General features: G+C 42.2%; 3 protein-coding genes and 1 pseudogene. 3 read left to right on the top strand and 1 reads right to left on the bottom strand.

Annotated elements, in window-relative coordinates; all coding sequences use genetic code 11:
• The first annotated feature begins 143 nt into the window (after positions 1–143).
• Entirely contained in the window at positions 144–761 is a 618-nt protein-coding gene (locus B879_RS20255; protein WP_009187098.1) for a class I SAM-dependent methyltransferase, read from the top strand.
• Between the two features lie 369 nt (positions 762–1,130).
• On the opposite strand, the gene crtD is transcribed toward B879_RS20255, so the two are convergent.
• Positions 1,131–2,594 (bottom strand): 1-hydroxycarotenoid 3,4-desaturase CrtD, encoded by a 1,464-nt coding sequence (gene crtD, locus B879_RS20250; protein ID WP_009187097.1) that lies wholly within the window; start codon positions 2,592–2,594, stop codon positions 1,131–1,133.
• Between the two features lie 332 nt (positions 2,595–2,926).
• Here crtD and B879_RS20245 point away from each other — a divergent pair, with 332 nt between their 5' ends.
• Positions 2,927–4,144, top strand: a complete 1,218-nt coding sequence (locus tag B879_RS20245) for an immunoglobulin domain-containing protein (RefSeq protein WP_009187096.1) — start codon at positions 2,927–2,929, stop codon at positions 4,142–4,144.
• Between the two features lie 75 nt (positions 4,145–4,219).
• Positions 4,220–4,448, top strand: a pseudogene (locus tag B879_RS20240) (hypothetical protein); the annotation flags it as partial.

The following is a 4,448-nucleotide window of genomic DNA, read 5'->3' as shown; positions in this document are numbered from 1 at the left end:
AGAATTGGTCATTGAAAAGCATAAAGCGGACATTTTAGTTGAGATTTCAAGGGAACAGGCAGGCACCCTGGAATTCCACCGCGCAGAGGAACTCATACAGGTAGGAAAAGAAAAGATGGAGCAGGCCATAGCAACATTTGAAAATGGAAGTGAATAAATTGAATGCCCTTTTGGGAAATATCGACATCTATCTCCTGGATCAGGTCCTAAAAGGCAGATTTACCAAGGAAATGAAAATCCTGGATGCCGGTTGCGGTGAGGGCCGCAACTGCATCTACTTCCTGCATCAGGGCTATCAGATTTTTGGATGTGATGCGAATGCCACCGCCATACAAATGGCCAGGATTTATGCCAAAACCATCCAAACAGACTATGATGTATACCGCTTTCAAAAAGCCCATGTAGAAAACATGCCCTTTCACCAGGGTGCTTTTGATGTGATTCTGAGCTCGGCAGTGCTTCACTTCGCCCAATCAGAGGCGCATTTTTTCGAGATGCTCGATGAAATGATGCGGGTGCTTAAACCGGGAGGCATCTTCTTTCTGCGCATGTGTACCGATGCTGGCCATATCCTAGCGAATTCCCCTCACTTGGGAGAAAGTGTTTACCTCCTTCCGGATGGGTCTGAGCGCTTTGTCCTGACCGAAAGCCTGGAAAAAAAAATGCTCAGTCGCTGCGACTTGGAATACCTCGAACCCCCCAAAAGCGTCCTCGTCCACGGACAGCGGAGTATGGGGGTGTTTGTTTTTAGGAAAAGATAATTGATTTCAAAACCTCCAACTTCCATTCCCACATCCACCTTCCAAAAACCGATTTTAGGTGAATTACTTTTGTTCCCTTTTGTATCTTTTGTGGTTAAAAAAATTCTTTAAACCTTTTAATCCTTTAGCTTTAAACTTAAATCACTTCAGAAATCCCCCTTCATACTTCCGAAATTTTCATCTCTCACCTCCCATCTCAAGGCAGGCAAACTCGCTTCCTATTTGCTCGAACTTTGTCTTGGTACATTGTACTTGGTACCTGATACAACCCATTCTCACGCTTCTAGCCTCTCTCCGTCCCTAAGTCCCTTCGTCTCTAAGTCCCAGCAGTTAAGTAAACCCTTTCCCCTTTTCCCTTTTCCCTTTCACCTATTCCACCATTTCCGTCATGATCTTCGCAGAAAGTAAACACAAGGGAATGCCTCCTCCCGGATGCACGCTGCCACCACAGAAGTACAGGTTTTTGATGTCGGAGGAGTAGTTGGCGTGACGGAGGAATGCCGCATACATGTTATTGGAACTATTGCCATATAGTGCCCCATTGGCACTAGAAGTCCGGCTTTCTATCGTCCTGGGTTCCAGTACATCCTCTACTTCAATCAGCGGCTCAATATCAGTTTTCAGGATGCGGTTGACTTTGGCGATAATGTTTTTTCTGGCTTCGGCAATCATGCTGTCCCAATCCTGTCCCTGATTGTTGGGCACATTGATCATGGTAAACCAGTTCATACAACCTTCAGGCGCATCGTCGGGCTTGTACACCGAGGTGATATTGATATAGACTGTAGGGTCATGGTAGATGCTTTTCTTATGGAAAATGTGCTCAAACTCCTCCTTGTAATTGTCTGAAAAGAGGATATTGTGCAGGTCCAGTTCAGGAAAATTCTTTTTGATGCCCCAGTAAAAAATGAGCGCAGAACTGGATTTAGGTTGGTTCAACAGGAGTTTGGGCTGCTTCTGTTTTTTTAAAATGGATTTATAGGCATTGACCATGTCCATGTTATTGACCACCAGGTCTGCTTCCTGCCTTTCACCCTGCACCAAAACGCCAACTGCTTTTTTATTTTCAACCAGGATTTCTTCGACTTTGGCATTGAAGGTGAAGGTAACGCCCAATTCCAGCGCCAAGCGATAGATAGAAAGGGTGATGTCATGCATGCCATTTTTGGGAAAGAAAGCCCCTATGTTGAACTCCAGGTGGGGAATAATGCTCAAGGTAGCCGGCGTTTCATAGGGATTGGAACCGTTGTACGTGGCGTATCGGTTGAAGAGCTGCACCATCTTGCTTTGTTCAAAGCGCTTTTCATTGGCCTTGTGCATGGTGCTGAAAATCCCCAGTTTACCCATCTTGAGGTAAGATTTCAGCGCTTCCTTATTGATCCAGGTATTCAGTTGGTGCAGGGAGCGGTGCATGAAAAGGGGGGAAAGGTGATCGTAGATAAAAGCAGATTCCTTTAGCGCCTTTCGTACATTTTCAGCCGGTTCTCCCAATTTCGTTTCCACTTCTTCTGCAAAGCGTTTGATATCCGACCAGGCTTTCACCTGATTGCCATCTTCCCAAAAATAATGGCAGGCCACGGGTAGTTTAAGGTATTCGAAATGCTCCTCAGGAGACTTACCAGAAAGGCGAAAGAGTTCTTCTACCTGTTCGGGAAGCGTAAAAAGGGAAGGCCCCGCATCAAAGCGGTAACCCTTGTGTTGGATTTCCGATAATTTACCACCTGGGTGGGCATTGGCTTCAAAAACCTGCACTTTAAAACCTCTATTGACAAGACGTACAGCAGCAGCGAGCCCTGCGATTCCTGCACCGATAACGATAGCTTTTTGGGACATAAGATGTAAACAGCCTCTTGGTATTTCGGTTTAAAATTAAGGCATTTTTCAACAAAACTGTCCATTTGATCATTTTGTATGGTTTTTTCCTATTTTTTTTTAAAAAAATTTTGACGCCGAAAAGGATTATTAAATCATAGAAAAAATCAATTAAAATTTAATTTTTCACGGTAGTATTCTATAAAATAATATTTTGGATAATATCATTACATTGATACATCTGATTCACAGGTATTTAAATGCTTTTTATTTACAATTTTTAGCATTTAATTACTATTTTTAGTTAGACTTTTAAAAGCTACTGAAAATAATATCAACAAAACCAACAAAAAATGAAAGTAAGTGTACACCAAGAGATGTTCAAGTTCCTGATGGGACTTGCCATCATTTTATTTGCGGTCAGCTGTACAGAGATCGAGGAATTTGATCCTCAGTCTATGGATGCTGATCAGATTGCGAAAGCTTATAATTTCAACGGGCCTTTGGTCGAGCCTATAAACTGGGCCATGCGAGGTAGACCTGATGCACCAGGAAATGGTGGCAATAACGGTGGTAATGTGGAATGCAGTGAGGTTGCAGAGGAATTTGATATCGATAAATTTGAATTCACTTCCGGTAGAAATAATTTCGAGGATGGTGAATTTGATTTTGAATGGCCAGAAGAACTAGAGGTAAAGATCATAGATGGCACTTTTGTGGAATGGTCGTTCACTGCTCCTGATGGCTATTGCTTAGAAAATTTAGCAGTTATAGTAAAAGGAGGCCCTTCTGCAAATGTTACAGTTTATGATTCTGGAATAACTAGTGATGATGGACTCGCCTCCCCTGACAATCCAAATGGTAACCCTGCCAGCCTAAGCAACCTGACTTTCTGCTGGAATTTGGTGAAAGAGCCAGATGCTCCTGAACTTTTAGAAGGAGGAGAAGGATGTTTTGGTGACGAAGAGGATGAATTTACATCTTTGGATGCCAATGATTTTGTAAAAGTTCCTGAAGGTGTTGAAGTGGTGTGGTACGATGCAGCTACCGGTGGTAATGTAGTTGATGATCCAACCCTCAATGAAATCGGCGAGGTGACCTATTGGGCAGAGGCAGTTGCATTTGAAGGTTGTGTCAGCTCGGAAAGAACACCGGTTACTTTGATATTGAAGGACTGTGGTGATGGAAATGGTAATGGGGATGATTGGTGTGGAGAAGAGGAAACTGGATATGCCGGGTCAAGCGAAGGAGAAGGTGATGCTTGGTGGTATTATTTTGACACAGGGGGAGACAATACCCAACCTATTTATGCGGGTCAAGAATTTACTGATGGTACTATCACATGGGATCCTGTTACCGATAAATTCACTATTGATTTAGGCACAGATTTACGACTTCAAGATGTAGAAGAGTCAGTCAAAGCAGAAGGTTATGATATAATACCTACTTCAAGACCTGCTTCTGGACAATTTAAATTATACAAAGGCAAAGAACTGGAATTCTTCGGAAATGGATCGAGGTATTATGTTATCCATTTGGATCTTGAAGTTAGAATTGAGTGTAAAGAATAAATTCAAAAAATAAAAATAGAGTAGGAAGATAGGGAGAGATTGTTCATTTAAGTGTGTCTGCTAACTTTACACAAGATGAACAAGAAAAAGACAATTGAGGAGATCTTAAATGATCCTGAGATGAGTGAACGTTTGAAAGAACGTCTTTACAGTAAGAAAGGATTACTGGGAAAAGAGAGTCCGTTCAGTGAGATTTTGCAAGGTATGGTAAATACTCTTCTTGAAGGTGAGATCGATTCATTTGAGATTGTTCATTTAAGTGTGTCTGCTAACTTTACACAAGATGAACAAGAAAAAGACAATT

The sequence above is a fragment of the Cecembia lonarensis LW9 genome (assembly GCF_000298295.1).
GTDB lineage: Bacteria > Bacteroidota > Bacteroidia > Cytophagales > Cyclobacteriaceae > Cecembia > Cecembia lonarensis.
This window is presented reverse-complemented; position numbering and strand designations above follow the sequence as displayed.